Origin of the sequence: Alcanivorax sp., assembly GCF_040119285.1 — a bacterium.
Lineage (GTDB): Bacteria > Pseudomonadota > Gammaproteobacteria > Pseudomonadales > Alcanivoracaceae > Alcanivorax.
Map to the genome: position 1 here is coordinate 142,719 of NZ_JBEDTY010000032.1, position 26,105 is coordinate 168,823.

Sequence of the window (26,105 nt, forward strand, 5' to 3'; positions counted from 1 at the left end):
CGGTAAACAAACGGTAAAATGCCGCAGCTTGTCATATGGATGACAAAAAAAAGCATTAATAATTCGCCCCCATGATGTTAAACAGCTGGATAGGATGTCCGTAGTGCCGTTCTCTTTACGATCAACTCGTTGGTATTTTGCGGGCTTTGCCCTTTTGGCTGCAAGCAGCGCCCAGGCTTCTTCTCCATGGGTGTCGGCTGGTGATCTGGCTGCACGCCATCACATTGAGGTGCTGCAATCTCAAGGCTGCCTAGAGGGAGTGACGCTCAGCTGGCCAATCAGCTGGGCCGCCCTAATGAAGGGTTATCGCCTTGCCCGCCATAGCCTCCCGGAAGCGGAAACAGAACGCTGTGAAAGCCAGCATGCCGCCTTCCTTGAAAAAGCCCTCCGCCAAGCCAAGCAAAGCACCCGTGGTGCTTCTATTACTTTGGGTGTGGCGAATCAAGAGCCCCTTTACACCAGCTTCGATACCCAAGTGGAAGATGAACAGACCAGCCAAGTGACACTTTATGGCATGGGTGATCGTTGGGCGGGGCGATTGGCCATCGGGTATGTGGATGGCGATCGCGACAATGAATATGTGCGCATGGATGACAGTTACCTGGCCGGTATTGTTGGCAACTGGCAGCTGGGCGTAGGCGCTATCGACCGCTGGTGGGGGCCGGGCTGGCAAAGCTCGTTGGCGCTTTCTAACAATGCTCGCCCGATACCTGGGGTGTGGCTGTCTCGGCAAATGCCGCTGGCTCCGCAAAGCCCTTGGCTCAGCTGGATCGGCCCCTGGGATTTACAGTTTATTGCCGGGCGCCAGGAACAAGACCGGGCTGTGCCCGATGCCCATGTGCTAGGTGCACGTTTTGTCTTCAAACCGCTGGACTCGCTACAAATCGGCCTCACGCGGCTGGCTCAGTGGGGCGGGGAAGGGCGTCCGCAGAACTTTCAGGCTTTCTGGGACGCGACCATTGGCCGGGATAACGGCGAATCGTCAGGTTTCGATGATGATGATGACCCCAGTAATCAAATCGGGGGTGTGGATTTTCGTCTGTCGTTGAATCCCGGTGATGTGCCACTGGGGATTTATGGCCAGTTCATTGGTGAAGATGAAGCCGGTGGCCTGCCCTCCAAGCGATCGTCTCTCGCCGGTATCGATATAGTCACCGGCTGGGGAAAAGGCTCCCAGCGTTTCTTTGCTGAAGCCACCGAGACGGTGGCGGGTAGTTGGTTTGGTGATCGGCGCCACAATGTTATGTACGAGCACAGCACCTACAAGACCGGTTTCCGTTACCATGGCCGTAACCTGGCCAGTACTTGGGAAGGTGACGCCAAAGTCACCACCCTGGGTGTGCAGCAGTTTTTCCGTAATGATGTGACAGTCTCATTGAGCCTTTCCCGAGCGACCCTGAATGACGGGGGGAGCACCCGCGCAGTGCTGCATATTGATGGGGACGAAATTCTTCAGGCCGCAGACGAACAAGACATCACGCTGGCCGAATTGCGCATCGGCCACCCCCTACTGGGCGGCCGGCTGAACTGGTTGCTTTCTACTACGAATGAAGCCGTAGTCACCTATGAAAAGCGGGAGCGGTTTACCGCTGGCCTTCAGTGGACCCGCGACATCAATTGGTAACAGAGTTTATGCAGGTATTTATGAATCCACTCGGTAAATTTTTGGCTGCTGGCCTGTTGGCGTTATTGGCGGGCTGTACGGTTGTGCCGGGTTCCTATCATTCTCCAACTCCGGGTTGGTTTCTGGATGATGAGGATGGTTCATCAGAAGGCGCGCCGCTTCCTGATGTAGTAAAAGTTCATTCAATTGGAACGGGGATACTCAAAAAACAAGATATACATCCGGTTGACAGAGGCGTTCCTCCTGCTATCGATTTGTCCGATGAGGATTACCATTATTTGGTTGGCCCGGGCGACGTACTGCAGATTACGGTTTGGGATCACCCCGAGCTGACTATTCCTGCCGGTTCTTTGCGCAGTTCGGCTGAGTCGGGGAATTGGGTTCACAGTGATGGCACTATTTTTTACCCGTACGTAGGGATCGTGAGTGTTGAAGGGCTGCGGGTAACGGAAATACGAGACATGCTTACCCGACGTCTTTCTAAATACATCGAAGACCCACAAGTCGATGTGTCTATCGCAGCCTTTCGTCACAAAAAAATCTATGTTACCGGTGAAGTCGATAAACCGGGTTTGTTTCCGGTGACGAATGTGCCTACTCGATTAATTGACGCGATTGGTGAAGCGGGCGGGCTTACAGAAGCAGCGGACTGGAGTAGCGTCGTTCTTACCCGTAATGGCAAGGATTATCGCCTTTCGTTGCGTGATATCTATCAGTATGGCAATACCAGCCAGAATATTCTGCTGCAGCCTAATGATGTTATTAACGTAAACCCGGTGACGGATGCCAAAGTATTTGTGTTGGGGGAAGTGGGTAAAGCTACTTCTTTAAGAATGGGGCGTAATGGCATAACGCTGGCGGAAGCGTTAGCTGAAAATGGTGGCTTTGACCAGCGTCAATCCGATGCTTCAGGGGTGTTTGTCTTCCGCAAGGCTCCTTTGGCAGCAGATCATGGTATTGATGTTTATCAACTAAATGCAAAAGATGCCGCGGCTCTAGTATTAGCAGACAGCTTTACGTTACAAGAGCGGGATATTGTTTATGTTACTGCGGCGCCTCTGGCCAGGTGGAACCGCGTGCTTAGTCTGATTTTGCCTTCTGTTAGTGCGCTGTACTTGGGGAGCCGTACACAAGATGAATTGAGGGATTAAGCATGTTCAACCGGATTCTGGTTGTCTGTGATGGAAATATTTGTAGAAGTCCCACTTTGGCTGCACAACTCAAAGCACTAAGGCCCGAGAAAATCGTTGAATCAGCAGGGCTGGTTGGCTTGGAGGGCCAAGATATGGATGCCACGGCTCGCCAAGTCGCTGAAAATCATGGCCTCACTTGCCCTAAGCATGTAGCACGTAAACTGAGTTCAGCAATGTGTGCTGAATACGATTTGATTCTGGTGATGGAAGCGCATCAGAAGGAGCGTCTTTCTCGGCAGTTTCCAGAAGCTAGCGGAAAGACGTTTCTAGCGAGCCATTGGAATGGGCGACATAACATTCCGGATCCCTATAAGCGAGGGCGTGAGGCTTTCGAGTCTATTTATCCGTTAATGGATAGTGCCGCGCACGCGTGGGCTAAAAAAATTTAGGGGTCAGGGGTAAGTAGGCAGAAACTCCCAGGGTCGAGAAGAATACAACCGGTTTATAAACGAATGGCAGAAAATAACAGCATGAAACGGCATCTATCAGCTAACGATGCAGAGCCTGATCTCGACTTCGCACACTTGCTGGCCGTGCTCGTGGATCATTGGTTATTAATTGCATCCACGGCAGTGGTTGCGATGCTAGCAGCTATTAGCTATGTCATGTTTGCCACGCCTATTTATAAAGGCGATGCGCTCTTACAGGTTGAGCAGAAAAGCAGTGGTGTGCCCGGCCTTTCTGAACTCAATCAGATGTTTGAGCAGGAATCCTCCACTGCGGCTGAAATTGAAATTCTTCGCTCGCGCATGATTCTCAGAGACGTGATTTCACAGCTCAAAATGGATATTCAAGTCCAGCCTGAGCGAAATTCCCTGTGGGGAAAAATGACGGCTCCTGATCCTGCGCCGCCTTTCTTACCTCGACCCGCATTTGCGGGTTATCGAGACAGCGAAACTTTTATAAAGGTCAGTGCCTTTAATGTGCCAGACCGTCTTTTGGGTCGATCATTCAAGATTATCGAGGAGAAAGGACAGCCGGCATTGTACTTTGAGGACGGCCTTGTGGGTACGGCTCCTCTGGGAAAGCCGATTATCAGTGAAGATGGAAGTGTGCGTTTGGTTATTACTGATTGGGTGTTTGGCGGCGAGCCAGTCTTAATTACTCGTTTACCCGAAATCGCAGCGATTAACCGGCTACGAGGGATGTTGTCAGTTCAAGAAATTGGGAAAACGGGTATGTTGTCCATGACGGCGACGGGGCCCGACAAGCAACAAATCAAAGCAGTACTCGATACGATCAGCAACGTCTACGTATTGCAGAATATAGCGCGTCGTTCGGCAGAAGCGAAAAATAGCCTAGCGTTTCTTGGTGAACAATTGCCTGAAATTAAGGAAAAATTGACGGCCGCGGAAGAAAAGCTGAATGCCTATCGGTTGGAAAGTGAATCCGTGGACTTGACCATGGAAACACAATCAGTACTGCAAAGAAGTGTGGGGTTGGAAGCAAAAATCAATGAACTGAAAATCCAGGAAGGCGAAATTGCCAGCCGCTTCACCCGCGAGCACCCCACCTACCAGACGTTAATTCGGCAGCGGAGATCTCTGGTTGAAGAAAAAAGCCAACTGGACAAACAGATAAAAGATCTTCCTAAAACCCAGCAGGAAATACTACGTTTGATGCGCGATGTGGAAGTGACGCAGCAAATTTATGTTGGGCTACTTAACAAGACCCAAGAGTTGCGCATTCTTAATGCCAGCACAGTGGGTAGCGTTCGCATAATTGATGAAGCGCTAGTCCAGCCCGCCCCGATCAAACCCAAAAAATCTCTTGTCGTTGTTATTGCGACGATGCTTGGCGCAGGGGCTGCAGCCGGCTTGGTTCTAATGCGGTCCCTTCTTAGTAAAGGTATTGAATCCCCAGAAAAACTGGAAGAGCAGGGGGTGTCTGTTTACGCCGCTATACCATTGTCAGAACACCAGCAAAAAGCAGAACGCATGAGCTCATTGGTTAAGCGTCGCAAGAGCAGTAAAGGCCTACATAGCATTCCTCTACTGGCGGATATTGATCCTAATGATCTTGCCATTGAAGCCTTGCGCAGCCTCCGTACTAGCTTGCACTTTGCGATGATGGACGCCAGCAATAATATTCTTATGGTAGCTGGTCCAAGTCCTGGTGTGGGTAAATCATTTGTGTCCGCGAACCTGGCCGCAGTATTGGCAAAAGCAGGCCAGAAGATTCTCGTCATTGATGCGGATATGCGCAAAGGGCACTTGCATCGTTTTTTTGCGCGGGGCCATGAAATTGGATTGTCCGGGTATCTTTCAGGCCAGCACACCAAGGAAGAGATTATCCTTGCAACGGAGGATGATAACTTGCATTTAATTCCTCGTGGCAAGGCTCCGCCCAACCCGTCTGAACTGCTCATGCATGCGCGCTTTTCTAACTTAATGGAAGAGCTTAGCGATGAATATGATCTCGTGCTGATAGACACACCGCCAATCCTTGCGGTCACGGATTCTGCCATTATTGGACAGTTGGCGGGTAGCAGCCTGCTAGTCACACGTTATGGCGTTAACTCCGTTAAAGAAGTAGACGCAGCCTTGACCCGCTTTGCTCAAAACAATGTTGAAATTAAAGGGGCGATCCTGAATTGCATGGAACGGCGGGCCACCAATGAATACAGCTACTACGCTTATGAATACAGTAAAAGTAACGATTAGAATCGTTTCACTGTAGAAGCCTTCGTCGGCAGCGCGCGATAGGCGGTAATAACTAACCGACTGAAATCAGTGTAGGGGCCGGTACAGACCGGAAAGGTAAGGGTAATGGAATTGGGTGATATTAAGTTAGCCGTTATCGGCTTGGGCTACGTGGGTTTGCCGTTGGCTGTGGAATTTGGTAAACGTCGTTCAGTCATTGGTTTTGACATCAACAAGCCCCGCATTGATGCGTTGAACGATGGCCATGACGCTACACTGGAAGTAGATGATCAGGAGCTTGCATCGGCTAACCAATTAACCTTTAGTGCTGATCCAGCCAGCCTGCGTGACTGCAACGTTTACATCGTTACTGTGCCTACGCCGATTGATGAGCATAAACGGCCTGATCTAACGCCATTGGTAAAGGCGTCAGAAACCATCGGCAAGACGCTTAAAAAAGGCGATATTGTCATCTACGAATCCACCGTCTATCCGGGTGCCACAGAAGAAGATTGCGTGCCTGTGTTGGAGACGGTTTCCGGGCTGGTGTTCAACAAGGACTTCTTCGCCGGTTATAGCCCAGAGCGTATCAACCCGGGGGATAAAGAGCATCGTGTTACTACGATCACCAAAGTCACATCCGGCTCTACCCCGGAAGTGGCGGAACTAGTAGACCAGATTTACGCCTCCATCATCACCGCCGGCACCCACAAGGCGTCCAGCATCAAGGTGGCAGAAGCTGCAAAGGTCATCGAAAACACTCAGCGTGACCTGAACATAGCCTTGGTTAACGAACTCTCGATGATTTTTAATCGAATGGGTGTAGACACCGAGGAAGTGCTGCAGGCCGCAGGCACCAAATGGAATTTTTTACCCTTCCGGCCAGGCTTGGTGGGCGGGCATTGTATCGGTGTAGACCCTTATTACCTCACGCATAAAGCCCAATCGATAGGCTACCACCCGGAAGTCATACTTGCTGGGCGTCGAATTAACGATGCCATGGGCCGCCATGTGGCAAGCGAGCTGGTTAAGGCTATGCTCACCCGTAGCATTCAGGTTAACGGTTCCCGAGTCCTGGTTATGGGGCTTACCTTCAAGGAAAACTGCCCGGACCTGCGTAACACGCGTGTGGTCGACGTGGTGAAAGAGCTGCAGGACTACAACATCCAGGTAGACGTTCATGATCCCTGGATTAACGCTGCAGAGTCCCAACACGAATACGGCATCACGCCAGTAGCAACGCCAGAGATGGAGGCCTACGACGCCATCCTTCTAGCCGTGGGCCACAACCAGTTCAAAGCCATGGGCTCCCAGGCTATCAGAGGCTTCGGCAAACCCGAGCATATCCTGTATGACCTGAAATACAGCCTCCCCAAGGAAGAGGTGGACCTAAGGTTGTGAAGGAACGTTGCTAGCTGTGGGCCACTAGGGAAGAAACCCATAGGCCTGAGCGATGAGAAGGCGCGTACGAAGCGCGGCCCGGTAGAGTAGACGGAGCGGATAACGTCGCTGGCAGCTCGAGCCTCCACAGTCGAAACCCGAAAGGCAATTTTTGTGGGGCGGTCGTTCTACCGAGAAAGGAACGTAAGCAGGAAAGTCGCGGCGCAACAACCGCGCCCACAAACAAACTGAATCTACGAGAAACTGAATCGCCATGACAACCCGCTACGAACAGGTACAGCAAGACCTTAAAGCCAATCCCAAAACCTGGCTCGTCACCGGCGTGGCCGGTTTTATCGGCTCGAATTTACTCGAAACATTGTTGGGCTTGAACCAAACTGTCATCGGCCTAGACAATTTTGCCACTGGCCACCAGCATAACCTGGATGAAGTCCAGCAAACCGTCACTGCTGACCAATGGGCCAACTTCACCTTCATCGAAGGCGACATCCGCAATCTGGATGACTGCAAAAAAGCGGTCACGGGTGTGGACTACGTACTCCACCAAGCTGCCCTGGGCTCCGTCCCGCGTTCTATCGAAGACCCAATCACTACTAACCAAGCGAATATCGATGGCTTTCTGAATATGCTAGTGGCCGCTAAGGATGAAAAGGTCGCGAGCTTTACCTACGCGGCTTCCAGCTCGACCTATGGAGACCATCCGGGGCTGCCTAAAGTGGAACACACCATTGGAAAGCCCTTGTCACCCTATGCGGTTACTAAATACGTCAACGAACTCTACGCAGACGTCTTCGCTCGCACCTACGACTTCAACAGTATCGGCCTGCGTTACTTCAATGTGTTTGGCAAACGCCAGGACCCCAACGGTGCCTATGCGGCGGTAATTCCCAAATGGACCGCCGCCATGATCAAAGGTGATGAGGTGTTCATCAACGGTGACGGCGAGACCAGTCGGGACTTCTGCTTCATCGAAAACGTGGTGCAAATCAACCTCCTTGCTGCCACTGCTCAGCAAGAGGCAAAAAACCACGTCTACAACGTGGCCCTGGGCGATAGAACCACGCTCAACACCCTGTTTGATGCCCTAAAAACCGCCTTGGCAGAATGCAGTGTCAACTACGATAAGTCGCCCACCTACCGGGACTTCCGCGCTGGAGACGTACGCCACTCCCAGGCGGATACCAGCAAAGCGAAAGCACAGTTGGGGTATGAGCCTGCATTCCGTATCTACGACGGTATCGGCAAGGCCATGCCTTGGTATGTGCAGGCATTAACAGAAAGTGACAACGCATGAAAATATTAGTTACCGGCGGCGCCGGCTTTATTGGCTCCGCAGTGATTCGGCATATCATCAGCAATACGGACGATAGCGTCGTCAATGTGGACAAACTCACCTACGCTGGCAACCTGGAAAGCCTGGTCAGCGTAAGCGATAACCCGCGCTATGCCTTTGAGCAGGTGGATATTTGTGATGAGTCTGCCGTGAATGTGGTATTTGAACGTCATCAACCCGATGCCGTTATGCACCTAGCCGCAGAAAGCCATGTGGACCGTTCTATCGACGGTCCGGCGGCGTTCATGGAAACCAATATCATCGGAACCTACACCTTGCTGGAAGCAGCGCGCCAGTACTGGAATACCCTGGATGACAAGGCCCAGCGGGCTTTTCGCTTCCACCATATCTCCACCGATGAAGTGTACGGTGATCTAGAAGGTCCAGAAGATCTGTTCACCGAAGCCACTCCTTATGCGCCCAGCTCACCGTACTCGGCCAGCAAGGCCAGCTCTGACCATCTGGTGCGCGCTTGGCTGCGTACCTATGGCTTCCCCACACTGATTACTAATTGTTCCAATAATTATGGGCCGTATCACTTCCCGGAAAAGCTTATCCCGCTGATGATCCTCAATGCCCTGGATGGCAAACCGTTGCCCGTCTACGGTCAAGGTACTCAAGTACGTGACTGGCTTTACGTGGAAGACCATGCTCGCGCGCTCTACAAGGTGGCCACCGAAGGCAAAGTGGGGGAGACCTACAACATCGGCGGCCACAATGAGAAGCAAAACATCGAAGTGGTACATACCCTATGTGATCTGCTTGAAGAGCTGGTGCCGGAAAAACCCAAAGGCATCAGTCAGTACCGCGATCTGATCACCCACGTTCAAGACCGCCCCGGCCACGATCTACGCTACGCCATCGACGCCGGCAAGATCCAGCGTGAATTGGGCTGGACTCCGGAAGAAACCTTCGAAACCGGCATCCGCAAGACGGTGCAGTGGTACCTGGAGAACAGTGAATGGTGCCAGCGGGTACAGGACGGCAGCTACCGACGAGAGCGCCTGGGTACTTTTGTGGCGACTGAGGGGCAGGGCTAACAGCCATGGCAAGGATGCAGCCAGCAATCAAAGAAACACCTACCATCCTGTTGCTCGGTAAGAACGGCCAGGTAGGCTGGGAACTTCAGCGTTCCCTGGCGCCGTTGGGCAATGTCATCGCGCTGGGTCGTAATGGCAAGGATGGCCTGTGCGGCGATATCAGCGATCTGGATGGCCTGCGCCGCACTATCGAGCAGATCAACCCCGCCATGTTAGTCAACGCAGCCGCTTACACTGCCGTGGATAAGGCGCAAAGCGAGCCGCAACTGGCCGCGACCCTGAACCATCATGCTCCCGCACTCATGGCCGAGCGGATGAAGGCCCATGGCGGCTGTCTGGTCCATTACTCCACCGACTATGTGTTCGATGGCAGTGGTGACACCCCCTGGCAAGAAACCAGCCCCACTGGCCCCCTCAATGTTTACGGTGCCACCAAACTCGCCGGGGAACAGGCCATCCAGGCCAGCGGCTGTGCGCACCTGATTTTCCGCACCAGCTGGGTGTATGCCAGCCGAGGCAACAACTTCGCCAAAACCATGCTGCGTTTGGCCAAAGAGCGTGAAACGCTGAATGTTATCAATGACCAGATTGGTACTCCCACCGGGGCGGAGCTGATCGCAGACGTGACCGCCCACGCCTTGCGCCAATGGCAACATCAGCCTGCTGCAGCGGGCACTTACCACCTGGCTGCCAGCGGTGAAACGTCGTGGTATGACTATGCCCGTTACGTCTTCGACTGGGCAAAACGCGGCGGGCTACCGTTGGCCATCCAGTCCGTCACTCCGGTCCCCAGCGAAGATTACCCGGTACCCGCGATCCGCCCCAAAAACTCACGGCTGGACTGCCGCAAGCTGGAAAGAACATTCAATCTCCAATTACCGGATTGGAAACAGGGCGTTGAACGCATGCTTCAGGAAACTAATAAGGAAGCCTCATGACCAACCGCAAAGGCATCATTCTGGCCGGAGGCTCCGGCACACGGCTGTATCCACTTACCATTGGTGTATCCAAGCAGCTGCTACCCATCTACGACAAACCGATGATTTATTACCCGCTGTCCGTGCTCATGCTGGCGGGAATTCGGGAAGTGCTCATTATTACCACCCCGGAAGATCAGGCCGGGTTCCAGCGCCTGCTGGGGGATGGCAGCCAGTTCGGCATCGAGCTGACCTACGCCATCCAGCCCAGCCCAGATGGCCTAGCCCAGGCCTTTATTATTGGTGAAGACTTTATTGGCGAAGATCCGGTCTGCCTCGTGTTGGGTGACAACATCTATCACGGCCCGGGCCTGTCCCAGATGCTTCAGGCAGCCAATGAACAGAAAAGCGGTGCCACGGTGTTTGGCTACCATGTTTCCGACCCGGAGCGCTTTGGCGTGGTCCAGTTCGACGAGAACAAGCGAGCGGTATCTATCGAAGAAAAGCCCTCCAAGCCCAAGTCCAACTATGCGGTGACAGGGTTGTACTTCTATGACAACGATGTAGTGGAGATCGCCAAACAGGTCAAACCCTCGGACAGGGGCGAGCTGGAAATTACCACCGTGAATCAGGCCTACCTTGAGCGGGGGGATCTTAACGTAGAATTGCTTGGGCGCGGCTATGCCTGGCTCGATACCGGTACTTTTGACTCTCTTCACGAAGCCTCTGGCTACATCGAAACCCTGGAAAAGCGCCAGGGGCTGAAAGTCGCTTGCTTGGAAGAAATCGCATACACCAAGGGGTTTATCAGCAAAGAACAGCTTCAGTCCCAAGCCGAGTTGCTAAAGAAGAACAGCTATGGCGCCTACCTGATAAAAATTCTGGAGCTGGAATAACCATGGAAGTAATCGAAACCAGCATTCCGGACGTAAAGCTGATTAAGCCTAAGATGTTTGGTGATAAACGCGGCTTCTTTGTGGAAACCTGGAATGCCAAGGTTTTTGAGCAAGCCGGTATTGATGCCTCTTTCGTCCAGGACAATCACAGCCGTTCAGTAAAGCATACCCTCCGTGGCCTGCATTATCAGATCAAACAACCCCAGGGGAAACTGGTGCGTTGTACCCGCGGTGAAGTGTTCGATGTGGCGGTAGATCTGAGAAAAAACTCACCGACCTTTGGTCAGTGGGTGGGGGAGTTTCTTTCAGAAGAAAACCAACATCAGCTCTGGGTGCCACCTGGTTTTGCCCATGGGTTTCTGGTAACCAGCGAAATAGCAGATTTTCAGTACAAATGCACCGATTTTTATGCCCCGGAGCATGAGCGCACGCTGCAATGGGATGATAAGACGGTAGGGGTCGAGTGGCCTTTGGAAATTGGCTTGAGTCTTAAACTTTCCATAAAAGATAAAGCTGGCCTGGATTTAGAGACCGCCAAAGCTGAACTGGAAGCCCTGCTATGATACCAGTAACGAAACCATACCTTCCTGATCGCAAAACCCTGGATAAATATCTGGATGGGATTTATGAGCGAGAATGGCTAACCAATAATGGGCAATTAGTTCAGGAGCTGACAGCACGCCTTGAGGAATACCTTGGTGTAGAAAACCTGCTATTAGTGGCGAATGGTACCCTAGCACTGCAGATAGCATACCGGGCTCTTGGGGTAAGTGGCTTTGAATACCAAGAACAGCCAGAAGCTATCACCACGCCCTTTACCTTTATCGCAACTGCCAGTTCCCTGAAATGGGACGGGGTACAGCCGGTCTTTGCAGACATCGACCCTAATACCTGGTGCATCGACCCGGACAATATTGAAAAAGCCGTAACGTCAAATACCAAAGCGATTGTGCCTGTGCATGTTTTTGGTAATGCCTGTGACGTAGACGCTATTGATGAAATAGCAAGACGCCACCAGTTGAAGGTCATTTATGACGCTTCCCATGCCTTTGGTGTCAAATATAAAGGTAAAAGTCTCCTTGAACATGGTGATGCTGCAACGCTCAGCTTTCACGCTACCAAGCTGTTTCATACAGGTGAGGGTGGGGCGATTGTCTTCAAGCGCAAAGAAGATCTGGAACGCGCCAAGAAAATGATCAATTTTGGTATTACCGGCCCTGAAAAAATAGAAGAGTTGGGTATCAATGCGAAGATGAACGAAATACAGGCCGCTATGGGTCTCAGTGTGCTAGGAGAAATGCACGAAAATTTAGCAGCGAGAGAGGCAATATTTAATCAGTATAAAAAAGGGATTGAAGAGAGGCTGACTTTTCAGAGCATAAAAGAAAGGGTTAGCTACAACTATTCTTATTTTCCTGTCCTTTTCAGAAGCGAAAACGAAGTTTTGGAAGTGATGAGACGTCTAGGAAAAATAGATGTTTTGTCCAGGCGCTATTTCAAACCCTCTATGGAAGAGGTCGATTGCCTGTTGAGTGATTACCAAAATCCAATCTCGAAAAATATTTCATCTCGAATACTGTGCTTGCCAATCTATTCAGGTCTAACAAGCACTGAGGTGAATCATATCGTTAATACTGTAATGTCGGTGACCTCTTGAAATAGACTTTCAGGATGTAATTTTAAATGCTTTAAATTTATGAAAAAAATATAAATGCAGGAAATCAATAAAAAAATTGGTGTGGGCGTATTTTGGAGTTTTGCAGGTTTAATGCTGACTCGCGGCGCTAGCACGGTCTTTATCCTTTTTTTGGCTAAGATTCTGGCTCCCGAATCTTTCGGGCTAGTGGCGATGGCTGCTGTTTTTTTTGAATTGGCCAACACATTAATAAACTCTGGACTGGGTGACGCGATAATAAGAAGCAAGACGGTTTCGCAAGTGGATTTGGATACGGTTTTTTATTCAAACTTGCTCCTGAGCGTTCTAGCGTATACCGGGCTGTTTTTTTTGTCTCCTTTTATAGCTGCTTTTTATGATCAGCCAGAATTGACAACCCTGATTAGAGTAATGGCGCTCGTGGTATTTATAAACGCGTGTAAAATTACCCAGGTGTCCGTTCTCAGTCGTGAGATGAATTTCAGAAAACAAATGAAGGCTAACACCTTTGGGGTAATTATCTCAGGTTGTCTGGCAGTAGCCGCAGCCTGGAATGGGTTTGGGGTTTGGAGTCTTGTAGTGCAAATGCTATCGGCTTCATTTATTACGGTTCTTGTCCTCTGGAAATCAAGCGCTTGGAGGCCAACGCTACGATTCAGCAAAAAATCATTCAAAAAGCACTTCGAATTTGGGAAAAGCCTACTAGCTGAAGGCATACTAAATGTTTTATATCAGAACTCATATATATTAGTTATCGGTAAGTTTTTCAGTGCTGAAACTACAGGGTTATATTTTCTAGCGAGTAAAATTAATAACGTTATTTCTCGACAGTTATCATCTGCTGTGCAGCAGCCAAGCTACCCCGCGCTTTCGACCCTGCAGGATGACAATGAGGGGCTTTTATTGAAGTATAGGCAGATCATGCAACTAATGATGTTTGTAATAGCACCGATCATGGGTCTAATTGGTGGTTTATCGAGTGTTGCTTTTGATCTTTTTTTTGATGCTCAGTGGGCTAAGGCAGGCTTGTATTTGCAAATCCTATGCTTCGTGGGTGTCCTCTTTCCTTTGCATGCGTTAAATATAAACTTGATTAAAATAAAAGGTCGTTCTGATTTGGTTCTAAAAGTTGGAATTTTGAAAAAGATTGTTGATGTGCTGCTGTTAATAATTGCTCTTCCACATGGTGTATTGGCTATTGTTATAGGCCAAGTTATCGGTTCTTTGTTGTCCTTAATTCCTAATGCTTATTACTCTAATAAACTTGTAGGCTATTCGTTGCTGTCTCAAATTAAAGATGCAATGAAACCGCTGCTGTGTGCTTTCTTCGCTGCCTTATCTTCCTACCTGTTCGCGATCTGTAGTGCTGAACTAGGAGTATTTGAGTTGCTATTATCGGCTAGCGGAGGCGTGTTTGTTTATTCAGTTTTGTGCTTTATTTTTAAAGCTGAAGGAGCAGTTATTATTTTTAGGAAAGTTTCCAGTAAGGCTAAAGCTGCTTAGCGGCAGTTGTTTCCTTGAAAATTTTATTAAGAAAGAGTGTTGAAGAGAAATGCTGAGATTAGATAAAGGGTACATTCCTCCTGAAGATAAGTTGCTAAGCAGCTGGTGCTCTGATGAAGTTAAAGTAAGTGTCCTATGTATTTGTTATAATCACGAAAAATATCTTTCTCAAGCAATTGAAAGTTTCTTGGTTCAAGAGACAGATTTCGCTTTTGAAATTGTGATTCACGATGATGCATCATCCGACAGGTCTGCTGAGATTATAGCTTACTACCACGCACTTTATCCAAAAATTATTAAACCAATTTATCAGTCAGAAAATCAATATTCGAAAGCGCCAAACTCTGTTTTTGTGATAGGCGCAGAAAGATGCAAGTCAAATTTTATCGCAATTTGTGAGGGTGATGATTATTGGTTTTCGAAAGATAAGCTTCAAAAACAATATATGGCTTTGCGATCAAGAAAAGACATTAATTTAAGCTTTCATTCGTACAAAACTGAATCGGGAAGGTTTTCAACTTCTTTGCTTGGTGTTGGTCCAGGAGGAAAGGTTGTAAGCCTAGATAAAATGATTGTTTCCGGTCCAACATTTGTTGCTCTTTCTTCAGTTATGATTAAGAAAAAGACCCTGATCAATTCCCTAGAGCGATGCATAAATATGCCTATCGGGGATTTGTTTATACAACTGTATGGTTCTTACCCTAATGGCTCCCTTTATGTGGGCGGACTTTTGAGTTACTACCGTGTTTTAAGTGAAGGGTCTTGGTCTAGAAAGGCTTCAAACTTTGGTGCTGATATGAAGTTCTCTCATTGGATAGCAACAAATAAAGGGCTTGATTTTTTTGATGAGGACACAGCGCTAAAAAAAACTACCCCTATTGCATTCGCTAAATATTATAGGGCTCATGGACTTATTGAATATGCTCTTGCGGAAAAAGATCAGTTTTTCTTTAATAAAATAGCTGCTGAACTGAGGGGGATGAGTATTCCAGGTTATATTGTTTTTTTGAGTCGTTCAAGAATTTGGATTAAATTAGCCATTTTATATAGGCGAACTGTAAGGCTCCTGATTGTTCGGCTGGGTTTTTTTTAGAGGCGCATTGCAATGAAGGTTTTTAATGTTTTTTCTACATTAGACTTTGGTGGTGTGGAGTCTATGGCGTTAATACTTGCGGAAAATAATATACCTAAGATTAACGTATCTTTCGTTGCTATTAGTCGTGGCGGGCGGGTTTCAGAAAGTATTTCTCAGTGTGGCTTTGATGTTCATGTTTTAAATGTGGCGAGTAAAATTCCATCAGTAAGAGCGATAATGGCTCTATATTTTTTGTTTAAGTGTGAAAGGCCCGATGTAGTTCATTGTAGAGGTGGTGAGGCAAATTTCCACGGTATAATCGCTTCTTGGCTGGCCGGAGTTCCGGTCCGGGTTGCAGAAGAGATCGGAATTCCCTCTCATGGTTTTATTGCCAAGGTTATATTTAAATTAATCTATAAAGCCTCTAATGGCGTTGTTGCTATTTCTGATGCAGTCAAACGCTGGATTGTTGCATCTGGTGAGTCCCCTGAGAATAAAATTCGTAGGATTTACAATCCGGTTGAGGTTAGGTGTTCCCATGGAGAGGCTAGAGAATCAAAACAAAAAAATAAATTCAGAATCGGTTTTGTTGGGCGCCTGGAGCCTGTTAAAAATCCGATTGCACTTTTGAAAGCTGCAATTCAACTATTGAGAAAAGGCATCGATATTGAGCTTTGGATTATTGGTGATGGTAGCCTTAATGAAGATATAAGAAGTGAGATAAAAAAATATGGCTTCGCGGATCATATACGCCTTTTTGGCTACGTTGATCAGCCAATGAATCTTGTATCCCAATGTGATTTATACGTACAACCTTCAATCTCGGAAGGGTTTGGTCTCGCAGTTGTTGAAGCGATGCTTTGCTCTGTGCCTGTCTTGGCGTCTTCAGTTGGAGGAGTCCCAGAAATAATCGATGATAACTTAACGGGTTGGCTGTTGAGCGATACGGGGCCAGAATTTATAGCAAGCAGAATAGAATTTCTCGCGGCTTTGCCAAGCAGTGAATTGCAAGCAGTTGGTCAAAAGGGTAGGGCTTCTGTCGAAAATAGATTTTCGCCAAATACATACATTAATGCCCTTTATGATTTTTATTTATCTGTAAATGATTTCTAACTGTTCGTTCTTGGGTGATTTATGAAGCGTGATTTTGAAAGGAAGCTTCCTCTGTATATGAGTGGCTTGATAAAAACCTGTGCTCCATCCAAGAATCCTTTTACGGATGCTTGCCGCAATAAGGAGACGATTTTTATTCATGTGCCAAAGAATGCTGGACGCAGTATATACCGCTCCGTTTTTAATGAGCCTGGCCGCCATATTCAGTTAAAAAGATATTATATTTATGATCGATGCAGGGCCAGTAGATATTATAAGTTTGCGGTTGTAAGAGATCCTGTTGATAGATTTGTTTCTGCTTTCAATGGGCTAAAGGGATCCGGTATTGGAAATGGTGAGTATGACAAATTTGTAAATGAAAATATTGACCATTTTCAGGATGTGTCTGATTTTGTTGATTGGATGGCCTTATCCAAATGTAATGTTAATAAAGTCTTGGGTTGGCTTCATTTTTACCCACAATATAAATGGATTTCTGTAGTTGGAGACGAGATCGCTGTTGATCGTGTATTAAAGTTTGAATTTCTTCAGGATGATTGGCCTTCTTTTGCTAAAGAAAGAGGTTTTTCGGAAAAGTTATCTTTTGTGGGTAAGGGGGTTGCTAATTATCAATCTCTTTCGGATTTCCAAATAAAATTTATTAGGCGAGTCTATTCTAAAGACTGCCAATTATTCTCTTACTAGATATTGTAATTATGATGAATGTGCTTTTTGTCACATGGGATGGCCCTCAAGTGTCATACCTTGAAAGCCTGTTTCTTCCTATATTTACCTCAATAATGGCGGAAGGTAAATTCAGGTTTCATATCCTGCAGTTTTCATGGGCCGCAGATGATGTGACATCACGCCGTCGTCAGATTTGCGAAGAGAGTGGGTGTAGTTATACGTCTGTAAATGTTATTAGAAATCCCGTTGCCCTTGGTAGTGTGATTACCTCTTTAATGGGGCTTAGGCATATCAGGAAAGCCATCAAACAGCACAACATTGATGTCGTGTTGCCTAGAAGTACGTTACCGGCGTTGAGCACTCTTATCGCTTTGCGCGACAATAATAAAATGCTTGTATTTGATGCTGATGGATTACCGCTTGATGAGCGTGTTGATTTTGCGGGGCAGTCTCCATCGAATCTTGTCCACCGGGTTCTCAGAGATATTGAAGCTCAGGCGGTACGCCGTGCAGATGTTGTCCTCACTCGTTCCCACAAAGCCATTTCTGTTCTTCAGGCCAGGGCAGGTGCCGGCACCTCCATGGCCAAGTTTCATGTTGTTAGTAATGGTCGGGATAAATCTCTTTTCGATCCAGGTGATATCGCTGACCGTTTGGGAGTTAAACAGAAGCTGGGTATAGCTGCAGACGCCCCTTTAATTGTTTATGCGGGCTCTCTTGGGCCTCAGTACTGCCCAGATTCGATGCTCAGTCTGTTCAAACTCATACGGCAGTCCCGACCTGATTCACATTTTCTTGTGCTGACAGGCTCGCCCGAGGTGATGATTGATTTGGCCTCTGGTAGTGATAAATCCCTTGTTGCCTCTATGACGGTGATGCGTGTTGAGGCCAATGAAGTGCCTGGCTGGCTTGCGGCGGCTGATCTTGGCTTGGCGTTTCGTGAGCCGACTTTTTCCATGCAAGGGGTTGCTCCGATCAAGTTGGGCGAGTATTTGCTCTGTGGCGTGCCCGTAGTGGCAACACGTGGTGTTGGGGATTCTCACTTTATTGATTCTCAGGCCGGTTTCCTGGTCGATAATGGGGATAAACAAACTCTGTCATCAGTCTCTGATTGGTTCATAAACCAGGTGCTGCCCAGGCGTGATGCTTTCCGTGCCTACTGTCGCTCAGTGGGTGTAGCGCATTTTTCACTTGAATCCAGTGTTCAGGCTTATCGCAAAGCGCTTTTGTCTATCAAGGATCAAGCATGAACAGACGTGTACTAGTACTGCCCAAGTATGCGCGAAAAGGAGCCAGTTCCCGGCTACGGACCTTTCAGTATCTGCCTTTTCTAGAAGAGAGTGGGTGGGAGTTTACGGTTAAGCCATTGTTTGATGAGGCTTATCTCGACTCGCTCTATTCAGGTCAGGGGCGGTCTCGCGTTGCGATGATTATGTCTTATCTTCGTCGTGTCATTGTGCTATTCGGTTTTTTTCGTTACCGGGTTATCTGGTTGGAAAAAGAGCTTCTCCCTTATATGCCAGCATGGTTTGAAGTGTTGCTGTCCTGGATTGGGGTGCGATATGTGGTCGATTATGATGATGCGATTTTTCATAATTACGACTTGTCTGGTAACAGCTGGATACGGCGCTTGCTTGGTAGAAAGATTGATACTGTCATGCGGCATGCCGCTTGTGTGATTGCAGGCAATGATTATCTTGCTGAACGGGCGAGATCTGCTGGTGCTAAGAAAGTGGTTGTGATTCCCACGGTGGTGAATCATCACCGTTATCTCGCAAGGGAAGACACAAGCCAACTATTAACCATTGGCTGGATTGGCTCGCCGACAACGCAGAAGTATGTTGAGCTGCTGTTGCCGGCCTTTCAGGCACTGGCCCATCAGCATGCGTTTCGACTTTTGCTGGTGGGTGCCACAGCGGACATCGTTGCCCGATTGCCGGGTGTCGAGGTGGAGGTTCAGCCGTGGTCTGAAGATACTGAGGTGGCTTTGATTCGGGAAATGGATATTGGCATCATGCCGTTGGAAGATGCCCCCTGGGAGAAAGGCAAGTGCGGCTACAAGCTGATTCAGTATATGGGTACCGGTGTGCCGGTGGTTGCCAGCCCTGTTGGGGTGAACCCTGCAATCGTTGATGGGGCAGGGTGTGGGTTTCTTGCGAATCATCTTGATGAATGGGGCGAAGCATTCCTTAAACTTATTGGTAATGTGGCACTTAGAGAACGGTTAGGGCATGCCGGGCGCGCTGCAGTCTGTAAGGGTTTCTCAATTGAAAGTCAGCTTGAAGCGATCAGTTCGAGCCTCATGATTTCAGGAGATGAGCGTTGACGGATCTTGATTCGACGCCGCTTCAGCTTGTTCTGGCGCTTTTAATCTTTATTGCGGGCCTGATAATGGCCGTCGTTGTAAGAAGGTTCTTTCGTGCCTCATTGTCCCGGTCTGTTTCCCTTTATCTCTGGCACAGTCTTTTCTGTGTTATTTATCTTGCTTATATACTTAACTATGGGGGGGACGCCTCCGGTTATTTCAGGTTGAGTTTTCAACCAGACATTGATTTTGCTTTTGGCACCTACGGCGTTCGCTTCATTGTTTCTTTCCTTTCGCAAGGTTTGGGCTTATCGTTTCTTGGCTGCTCGCTGGTATTCCAGTTTTTTGGTTTTATTGGGCTTCTGGCATTTGATGGTGCCCTGCGTGAAGTCACCTGGAATAAATCTCGCAACATTCGCTTGTTGGCAACCCTTGTTGTTTTTCTTCCTTCTGTTAGCTTTTGGTCTTCCGGGCTGGGTAAGGATGCTCTGTCTTTCTGTGCCATGGGGTTCGCGCTCTGGGCTGCATTGAGCTTCAGGCGACGTTGGTGTCTGCTGGTTGTAGCTGTACTGCTTATGTTGTTGGTTCGCCCCCATATGGCCGGGATGCTGGGCTTAGGGCTGGCCGGCTCATTTGTTTTTCAGCGTGGCATTCCGCTTCCACAACGCATGGTGCTGGGTGGGATTGCGTTGGTAGCTGCCGTTTTTCTTGTTCCATTTGGACTCAATTATGCTGGAGTTGGGGAAGATGCGGGCGCTGAGGATGTGATGCAGTACATTGAGGGTCGCCAGGGGCATAACCTAAAAGGCGGCGGGGCGGTGGACATTTCCAGCATGAGTCCACCGGTTCAGATGTTTACTTATCTGTTCAGGCCTACTCTTATTGAAGTGCGGAATCTGTTCTCTCTGGCAGCTGCGGTTGATAACACCATTCTTCTTTTTCTCTTTATTGCCGGCGGCTTGGCGTTGGTGAGGAAGCCTTTGCCTGCTCATCTGCTGGCCCACAACCGCATGTTTTTGTGGATTTATTCGCTGGGGGCCTGGCTGATTCTGGCCATGACCACCGCCAACCTGGGCATCGCCCTGCGACAGAAATGGATGTTTGCGCCCATGCTTATTTTCCTGCTGATCTCGGTGATCGGCCGTTCACGCTACCCGGCCGAGTCTGACGCTCCGGCTCTTGAAGGGAGCAGGCGATGACAAAGCCGGTCTTTTTGCTGGTGGCCAGTTTTCCGGATTCATTGATCAAGTTTCGTGGCCCGTTGATTGAGGCACTGATTCAGGCCGGCTGCACCGTGCATGTGGCGGTGCCGGGGCTGGAGGCTGAATCTGATATTGCTTTGCGCCTTATGGGCTTGGAGGTGACGGTTCACGATATTCCTCTCGAACGTACAGGGCTGAATCCCGTGAAGGATCTTTCTGCGTTGCTGGCATTGCGCAAGCTGGTCGGGCAGATCCGGGCGGATTACGTGCTTGGCTATACGATCAAGCCGGTCATTTACGGTACCTTGGCGGCATGGTTGGGTGGGGTTCGTCACCGCTTTGCCCTGATTACCGGCCTGGGCTATGCCTTTACTGGTGAGGCGACAGGCTTGCGTAAAGTGCTGCGGCTGTTGATTCAGAAGCTGTATCGGTTTTCCCTGTCTCGAAATCGTCTGGTGTTTTTCCAGAACCCGGATGATGAGGCGTTGTTCAGGCAGTTGAAATTGTTGAAGACCGCCATCCCTTCCCGTGTGGTGAATGGCTCCGGTGTCGATGTGGCGGAATATGCGGTGTCGCCGCTGCCGGCGGCGCCGGCCTTTCTTCTGATTGCCCGCCTGCTTGGTGACAAGGGCGTTCGCGAGTACGCCCAAGCCGCCGCCTTGGTTAAAGCGCAGTATCCTGATGCAGTGTTCCGGCTGGTAGGCTGGATTGATGATAATCCGGATGCAATATGCCAGCAGGAGCTGGATGAGTGGGTGGCTTCGGGTACTGTGGAGTTTCTTGGCAAGCTGGCGGATGTTCGCCCGGCCATTGCCGACAGTAGTGTGTATGTGTTGCCTTCCTATCGTGAAGGAACGCCACGCACCGTACTGGAGGCTATGGCCATGGGGCGGGCAGTCATCACTACCGATGCCCCGGGGTGCCGTGAAACCGTGGTGGATGGTGATAACGGTTATCTTGTGCCGGTGCAGGACGTAACCTCATTGGCGGATGCCATGATCAAGCTGATTGCTAGCCCGGATCGAGTTTCCACGATGGGCACGCGATCACGCCAGATTGCCGAAGAGAAGTACGATGTGCATGAGGTCAATGCGGTAATGCTCAAGGAAATGGGGCTGTGATGAAACGGTTGATGGATATCGCGGGCGCCCTGTGTGGGCTGCTGGTGCTTGGCCCGGTGATTTTGCTATTGGCCGTGCTGGTCAGGGTAAAACTGGGTAGCCCGGTGTTGTTTCGGCAGGTGCGGCCAGGAATGGATGGCCGTGCGTTTCAAATGGCCAAGTTCCGCACCATGACGGATGCCCGTGGTACAAACGGTGAATTGCTGCCGGATGCGGACCGGCTTACCGGCTTTGGCCAGTTTCTTCGCTCCAGTAGCCTCGATGAGCTGCCTGAGCTCTGGAACGTGCTGAAGGGCGATATGAGCCTGGTGGGGCCGCGCCCTTTGTTGATGGAATATCTTCCTCTCTATTCTGATCGCCAGGCGCGCCGCCATGAAGTCCGCCCCGGAATTACCGGTTGGGCGCAGGTGAATGGCCGTAACGCCCTGAGTTGGGATGAAAAATTCGAGCTGGACGTTTGGTATGTGGAAAACCGGACTCTGTGGCTGGATATAAAAATCCTGTTTCTGACGGTCTGGAAGGTGATCAAGCGGGACGACATCAATCAGGATGGTGAGGCGACCATGACGCGTTTTACCGGGAGCCAGAAATGAGCCGTCGTCTTGGGATTATCGGTGCCGGCGGGCACGGCAAGGTGGTGGCGGATACCGCTGAGCGGGCTGGCTGGTCCAAGGTGGTTTTTTTTGATCCACGTTTTGGCCTCTCTGAACAGACTCACGCCCACTGGCCGTTGCTGGGTTTTCCGGAAGATGCGCAAACTCATGAATGCGATGGCTACTTTGTTGCCATCGGAAATAGCCAGGCCAGGCAGCAGTGGTGTGAATGGCTGCTCGATCGTCGTTTGCCCGTTGCAAGCGTGATTGATCCGGCTTCGACCGTAAGCCAGTACGCTATGCTTGAGTCGGGGGTGCTTGTGGTTGCCGGCGCTGTGATCAATGCAGATGCTCACATTGCCCAAGGAGTGATAGTGAATACTCGAGCGGCCATCGACCATGATTGTACGATTGGTGCGTACAGTCATGTCTGCCCAGGATCGGCTCTGGCAGGTACGGTAGCGGTCGGCGAGCACAGTTGGCTTGGTATCGGCTGCCAGGTGAGACAGGGGGTCAGCATTGGCTCAAATGTGATGGTAGGCGCCGGCGCCACAGTGGTATCTGATATTCAAGATGGTTTGACGGTGGTGGGTACCCCTGCTCGCCCGCAAAAAATTCTCTGAGGATTTCCATGCTTAACGGTCCTTTCTCCCCCTGGCCTTCCTTTACTGAGGAAGAAGCAGAAGCGGTGTCCCGCGTACTCCTTTCCAACAAGGTAAACTACTGGACGGGTCAGGAGGGGCGTGAATTTGAGCGTGAATTTGCTGCCTTTGCCGGCACGGATTACGCCGTGGCTGTCGGTAACGGTACGTTGGCGCTGGATCTGGCTCTGAAAGGGTTGGGGATTGGTGCCGGGGATGAAGTGTTGCTGGCCTGGATTGGGGTGCGGTATGTGGTCGATTATGATGATGCCATTTTTCATAATTACGACTTGTCTAGTAATGCATGGGTTCGGCGCTTCCTTGGTAGAAAGATTGATACGGTCATGCGCCATGCCGCTTGCGTGATAGCAGGCAATGATTATCTTGCTGATCGTGCAAAAGCTGCCGGTGCGAAGCGTATTGTTGTGATCCCAACGGTGGTGGATCTTCGTCGCTATTCTGCTGGTAATGGGGCCGGTGCCACGATTACGATTGGGTGGATTGGCTCTCCCACCACCCAGAAGTATGTTGAACAATTGTTGCCAGCCTTAAAGGCATTGAGTCAGGCGCATGCTTTTCGGCTGATGTTAGTCGGCGCCACTGAAGATACGGCTACTCGCCTGCCTGGTATTGAGGTGATTGTTTGCCCTTGGTCTGAGGATACAGAGGCCGCCCTGATACGAGAAATGGATATTGGCATCATGCCGCTGGAAGATGGCCCTTGGGAGAAGGGGAAGTGCGGCTATAAACTGATTCAATATATGGCTTCAAGTGTGCCTGTCGTTGCCAGTCCTGTTGGTGTGAATCCTGACATCGTGAATGGTGCTGGCTGTGGGTTGCTGGCAGCCAATGATTCGGAATGGGCGATCGCGTTGTTGAAGCTCCTTAATTCCGGAGAGATTCGAGATAAATTTGGTGCATCCGGCAGGGTTGCTGTTGAAAATCAATACTCGATAGATAGCCAGCTGAGGCGTCTTGAAAGCTGCCTCCTGGTACAGGAACGCCAGTAATGATTCCATACTGGGTCATGTTCTTAATTCCCTCACTGGGAGTCCTGTTCGGATCAACGCGTGCTTCTCGTCAGTCATTTTCCTTGTGGATTGGTCTTTGGTTTTTCTATTCCCTGGCTATTGGTTGGCGTTATGAAGTGGGTGGCGACTGGTTTTCTTACCTCCATCACCTTTCTCTTAGGTCCGCGATGCCCCTCTCAGATGTTCTCATGGGGTCTGATCCTGGTTATTATCTGATTAATTGGGTTGTTGCTCAATTCGGTGGTGGTATTTATTGGGTTAATACGATTAGCGGCATGATACTAATGGCTGGTGTTGTCCGCTTTGCAAGGCAGAGCCCATTGCCCTTTTTGGCATTATTGGTCGCTGTGCCCTATATGATTATAGTTGTGGGAATGGGATATACGCGGCAATCAGCGGCTTTGGGATTGCTTTTGCTTGGGCTTGTTTCCCTGGGCAATCACAATATGCGTGGTTTCCTGATCTGGACCATTCTCGGTGCTACCTTCCATAAATCAGCGGTGTTGATGTTGCCTGTCGCTGCCCTTGCTTCCACTTCAACCCGATTCTGGAGTTTGTTTTGGGGGGGGGGGTTGTCACTGGCAGCAGCTTATCTGTTTGTTTTTGATTCGGCGGAGACCCTCTGGGTCAACTATGTTGAGGCGGAGTACCATTCCCAGGGTGGAATGATTCGGGTCGTTATGAACGCTGTGCCGGCTATGCTTTTTCTAGCCTTAGCACGGAGAATGGATCTATCTGATTCTGAGCAAAAGCTCTGGTTCTGGATGTCTATATTGTCACTCGTCTGCATTCCTTTGGTGGTCCTGTCTTCGACGGCGACAGATCGAGTGGCGTTATATCTGATTCCCATCCAGTTGTTTGTATTTTCTCACTTGCCCCTTATTGCCAAGGATGTCCGTTGGCGAGCGGCCATTGCACTAGCTGTGGTTTGTTATTACGGTCTGGTGCAGTTCGTCTGGCTGGTTTTTGCTTCTCACGCCTATGTCTGGCTGCCATACCGGGTATTCTGGTTGATCTGATTCTGGTTATCTTCGATGCAAACCATTTTTCTCACATCTAATACCTCTTGGTATCTCTACAACTTCCGCAAGTCCACCATTCGTGCGTTGCTGGGGCAGGGCTATAAGGTCGTTTGCCTGTCGCCCCAAGATGGTTTCAGTCAGCGCTTAAAGGATGAGCTGGGTGCGAAGCATGTGGCACTGCCCATGGTGGGAAAGAGTACCGGGCTGGTGCAGGAATTGCTCAGTTTGCTATTTATCTGGCAGACGTTCCGGCGCTACAAGCCGGTTTTTGTTTTCAATTTCACTGTCAAACTGAATCTGTATGGTGGCTTGGCTTGTATCGTGTTGCGGGTGCCGTTTGCCAATAATGTCTCAGGCTTGGGCACGGCCTTTATCCACGATTCCTGGCTGTTTCGCCGGGTACGGCAGGTTTATGGTTGGGTGAATCGCCGGGCGCACCATCTGTTCTTCCAGAATGAGGAAGACCTAGCGGTGTTTCGCGATGCCGGGTTGCTTGGCAATACGCCCATGACATTGTTGCCTGGCTCCGGGGTGGATCTGGATCACTTTGCTTTTCAACCGTTGCCTGACGAGACAGCCATTACCTTTTTGATGATTGCCCGGTTGCTGGGGGACAAGGGCGTACGCGAATATGTCGGTGCCTGTCGCTTGCTCAAAGAAAAGGGCGTTGCTGCTCGGTGCTTGTTGGTGGGGCCGTTAGGGGTAAGTAATCAAAGTGCCATTGCTGAATACGAAGTCGCTGAGTGGCAACAAGAGGGGGTTCTAGAGTATCGCGGTGCGACTGACGATGTGCGTCCGGTGATTGCGGAATCCCATGTGCTGGTATTGCCGTCCTATCGTGAAGGCATGCCACGCACGGTGCTGGAAGCAGCGGCCATGGGGCGGCCCGCCATTGTGACGGATGTGCCGGGTTGTCGGCAAGCTATAGAAGCTGGCAAGACCGGCTGGCTGTGTGAGGTTCGCAGTGCCGAGTCTCTTGCTGAGCAGATGTTGAACGTGATAGCGATGGATGACGAAGATCGACAACGAGCCGGGCAGGCCGCCCGTGATCGGATGGAAGCGTCGTTCAGTGAGGCCCGAGTGGTGCAGTCTTACCTAGGCTGTTTGCAGTTTTAACCGATCCTGATATCACA

The 26,105-nt window shown here is 49.9% G+C and carries 24 protein-coding genes; all 24 read left to right on the forward strand.

Going from position 1 to position 26,105, the window contains the following annotated elements:
* Positions 1–94: 94 nt before the first annotated feature.
* The 24 genes from ABNH10_RS10120 to ABNH10_RS10235 all read left to right on the forward strand — a co-directional run bounded on the left by ABNH10_RS10120 (position 95) and on the right by ABNH10_RS10235 (position 26,088).
* Positions 95–1,624 carry a capsule assembly Wzi family protein gene (locus ABNH10_RS10120; protein ID WP_349385819.1) on the forward strand — a complete coding sequence of 510 codons (1,530 nt, stop codon included), beginning with the start codon at positions 95–97 and terminating at the stop codon, positions 1,622–1,624.
* 20 nt (positions 1,625–1,644) lie between these two features.
* Positions 1,645–2,775 (forward strand): polysaccharide export protein, encoded by a 1,131-nt coding sequence (locus ABNH10_RS10125; protein WP_349385820.1) that lies wholly within the window; start codon positions 1,645–1,647, stop codon positions 2,773–2,775.
* Between the two features lie 2 nt (positions 2,776–2,777).
* Positions 2,778–3,206, forward strand: coding sequence for an arsenate reductase/protein-tyrosine-phosphatase family protein (locus ABNH10_RS10130; RefSeq protein WP_349385821.1), 429 nt, complete (start codon positions 2,778–2,780; stop codon positions 3,204–3,206).
* A gap of 63 nt (positions 3,207–3,269) precedes the next feature.
* Entirely contained in the window at positions 3,270–5,480 is a 2,211-nt protein-coding gene (locus ABNH10_RS10135) for a polysaccharide biosynthesis tyrosine autokinase (RefSeq protein WP_349385822.1), read from the forward strand.
* Between the two features lie 105 nt (positions 5,481–5,585).
* A complete protein-coding gene (tviB, locus tag ABNH10_RS10140; RefSeq protein ID WP_349385823.1) occupies positions 5,586–6,860 on the forward strand; it encodes a Vi polysaccharide biosynthesis UDP-N-acetylglucosamine C-6 dehydrogenase TviB in 1,275 nt (424 codons plus the stop codon).
* A 253-nt stretch (positions 6,861–7,113) separates the two neighbouring features.
* Positions 7,114–8,154 (forward strand): NAD-dependent epimerase/dehydratase family protein, encoded by a 1,041-nt coding sequence (locus tag ABNH10_RS10145; RefSeq protein ID WP_349385824.1) that lies wholly within the window; start codon positions 7,114–7,116, stop codon positions 8,152–8,154.
* Entirely contained in the window at positions 8,151–9,233 is a 1,083-nt protein-coding gene (gene rfbB, locus ABNH10_RS10150) for a dTDP-glucose 4,6-dehydratase (protein ID WP_349385825.1), read from the forward strand. The genes ABNH10_RS10145 and rfbB overlap by 4 nt, the downstream gene beginning before the upstream one ends.
* Before the next feature lie 5 nt (positions 9,234–9,238).
* Entirely contained in the window at positions 9,239–10,171 is a 933-nt protein-coding gene (gene rfbD / locus ABNH10_RS10155; protein ID WP_349385826.1) for a dTDP-4-dehydrorhamnose reductase, read from the forward strand.
* Positions 10,168–11,046 carry a glucose-1-phosphate thymidylyltransferase RfbA gene (gene rfbA, locus ABNH10_RS10160; protein WP_349385827.1) on the forward strand — a complete coding sequence of 293 codons (879 nt, stop codon included), beginning with the start codon at positions 10,168–10,170 and terminating at the stop codon, positions 11,044–11,046. Before rfbD ends, rfbA begins: the two co-directional genes overlap by 4 nt.
* 2 nt (positions 11,047–11,048) lie before the next feature.
* Positions 11,049–11,609: a dTDP-4-dehydrorhamnose 3,5-epimerase gene (rfbC, locus tag ABNH10_RS10165; RefSeq protein WP_349385828.1), complete on the forward strand. Its 561-nt coding sequence runs from the start codon at positions 11,049–11,051 to the stop codon at positions 11,607–11,609.
* Positions 11,606–12,703: a DegT/DnrJ/EryC1/StrS family aminotransferase gene (locus ABNH10_RS10170; protein WP_349385829.1), complete on the forward strand. Its 1,098-nt coding sequence runs from the start codon at positions 11,606–11,608 to the stop codon at positions 12,701–12,703. Before rfbC ends, ABNH10_RS10170 begins: the two co-directional genes overlap by 4 nt.
* Positions 12,704–12,757: 54 nt before the next feature.
* Positions 12,758–14,203, forward strand: coding sequence for a lipopolysaccharide biosynthesis protein (locus ABNH10_RS10175; RefSeq protein WP_349385830.1), 1,446 nt, complete (start codon positions 12,758–12,760; stop codon positions 14,201–14,203).
* A 49-nt stretch (positions 14,204–14,252) separates the two neighbouring features.
* The gene (locus ABNH10_RS10180; RefSeq protein ID WP_349385831.1) at positions 14,253–15,296 is read left to right on the forward strand and encodes a glycosyltransferase family 2 protein; all 1,044 of its coding nucleotides are present in this window, start codon (positions 14,253–14,255) and stop codon (positions 15,294–15,296) included.
* 12 nt (positions 15,297–15,308) lie between these two features.
* Positions 15,309–16,391, forward strand: coding sequence for a glycosyltransferase (locus ABNH10_RS10185; protein WP_349385832.1), 1,083 nt, complete (start codon positions 15,309–15,311; stop codon positions 16,389–16,391).
* 21 nt (positions 16,392–16,412) lie between these two features.
* Complete coding sequence (locus ABNH10_RS10190) at positions 16,413–17,075, forward strand: sulfotransferase family 2 domain-containing protein (RefSeq protein ID WP_349385833.1); 663 nt, start codon at positions 16,413–16,415, stop codon at positions 17,073–17,075.
* An 11-nt stretch (positions 17,076–17,086) separates the two neighbouring features.
* Positions 17,087–18,307 (forward strand): glycosyltransferase family 4 protein, encoded by a 1,221-nt coding sequence (locus tag ABNH10_RS10195; protein ID WP_349385834.1) that lies wholly within the window; start codon positions 17,087–17,089, stop codon positions 18,305–18,307.
* Positions 18,304–19,383, forward strand: a complete 1,080-nt coding sequence (locus tag ABNH10_RS10200; RefSeq protein WP_349385835.1) for a glycosyltransferase family 4 protein — start codon at positions 18,304–18,306, stop codon at positions 19,381–19,383. The genes ABNH10_RS10195 and ABNH10_RS10200 overlap by 4 nt, the downstream gene beginning before the upstream one ends.
* Positions 19,380–20,561: a hypothetical protein gene (locus tag ABNH10_RS10205; protein WP_349385836.1), complete on the forward strand. Its 1,182-nt coding sequence runs from the start codon at positions 19,380–19,382 to the stop codon at positions 20,559–20,561. The genes ABNH10_RS10200 and ABNH10_RS10205 overlap by 4 nt, the downstream gene beginning before the upstream one ends.
* On the forward strand, positions 20,558–21,685 hold the full coding sequence (locus tag ABNH10_RS10210) for a glycosyltransferase family 4 protein (RefSeq protein WP_349385837.1): 1,128 nt from the start codon (positions 20,558–20,560) through the stop codon (positions 21,683–21,685). The genes ABNH10_RS10205 and ABNH10_RS10210 overlap by 4 nt, the downstream gene beginning before the upstream one ends.
* Positions 21,685–22,278, forward strand: a complete 594-nt coding sequence (locus ABNH10_RS10215) for a sugar transferase (RefSeq protein ID WP_041704916.1) — start codon at positions 21,685–21,687, stop codon at positions 22,276–22,278. Before ABNH10_RS10210 ends, ABNH10_RS10215 begins: the two co-directional genes overlap by 1 nt.
* Positions 22,275–22,901 (forward strand): acetyltransferase, encoded by a 627-nt coding sequence (locus tag ABNH10_RS10220; protein WP_011588210.1) that lies wholly within the window; start codon positions 22,275–22,277, stop codon positions 22,899–22,901. The genes ABNH10_RS10215 and ABNH10_RS10220 overlap by 4 nt, the downstream gene beginning before the upstream one ends.
* Before the next feature lie 8 nt (positions 22,902–22,909).
* On the forward strand, positions 22,910–23,929 hold the full coding sequence (locus ABNH10_RS10225; RefSeq protein ID WP_349385838.1) for a glycosyltransferase family 4 protein: 1,020 nt from the start codon (positions 22,910–22,912) through the stop codon (positions 23,927–23,929).
* Positions 23,929–24,969 carry an EpsG family protein gene (locus tag ABNH10_RS10230; protein ID WP_349385839.1) on the forward strand — a complete coding sequence of 347 codons (1,041 nt, stop codon included), beginning with the start codon at positions 23,929–23,931 and terminating at the stop codon, positions 24,967–24,969. The genes ABNH10_RS10225 and ABNH10_RS10230 overlap by 1 nt, the downstream gene beginning before the upstream one ends.
* A 15-nt stretch (positions 24,970–24,984) precedes the next feature.
* Complete coding sequence (locus tag ABNH10_RS10235) at positions 24,985–26,088, forward strand: glycosyltransferase family 4 protein (protein ID WP_349385840.1); 1,104 nt, start codon at positions 24,985–24,987, stop codon at positions 26,086–26,088.
* Positions 26,089–26,105: the final 17 nt, after the last annotated feature.